The following is a 612-nucleotide window of genomic DNA, read 5'->3' as shown; positions in this document are numbered from 1 at the left end:
GACGCAGCGCTCGTGGCAGCGGCTGCGCGAGGTCCGGCGCCGCCCACGTGCGCACCGCCGCGGGCGGAGTCCGGGTGAGCACGGCCACCCCGTTTCGCCCGGGGATCGTCCCCGCGTCGTACGCGGCGTGGAAGTCACCGAACGCCCCGTCGGGCAACGCCTCGACGGGGCAGCGCACCTCCTGGAGGGTGATGACGTCGCAGCCGCGGGTCGCCATCCAGTCGTCGAAGCCACGGCGGTGCGCGGCCCGGATTCCGTTGATGTTGGCGGTGGCGATGCGGAGCACCGGGCGAGGCTAGTCGCCTGTTGCGCAGGCTGGGTCAGCGGACCTTCCAGGCGGCCAGCAGCTCGGCCTCCCGCTCGGTCGTGATCCCGTCGATGCGGGCCGCCGGATCCGACTCGAGCCAGGCCCGCGTGTCGCTGGTCGTGTCCTTGACGGGACGGAGCACCAGCCCCGCGGCAACGGCCGGCGCTGCGTCATGGGCCAGCATGCCGTCGTACTCGGGACGGCGGAGCCAGAGCGGGATGCTCTCCGGGCCGGCCCACGGCTGCACGCCCTGCTCGCTGAGGAACTCCTGGTCCACCCACACGACCGTGGCGTCGGGGAGTGCC

General features: G+C 73.9%; 1 protein-coding gene and 1 pseudogene. Both read right to left on the bottom strand.

Going from position 1 to position 612, the window contains the following annotated elements; all coding sequences use genetic code 11:
- Positions 1 to 286, bottom strand: a 286-nt coding sequence (locus ACOADB_RS07495; RefSeq protein WP_378597339.1) for an endonuclease/exonuclease/phosphatase family protein, incomplete at its 3' end; no start/stop codon positions are given.
- 34 nt (positions 287 to 320) lie between these two features.
- A pseudogene (locus ACOADB_RS07490) lies at positions 321 to 612 on the bottom strand (epimerase); the annotation flags it as partial.

Source organism: Nocardioides sp. CPCC 206348 (genome assembly GCF_048654705.1).
Taxonomy (GTDB): domain Bacteria; phylum Actinomycetota; class Actinomycetes; order Propionibacteriales; family Nocardioidaceae; genus Nocardioides.
This window is presented reverse-complemented; position numbering and strand designations above follow the sequence as displayed.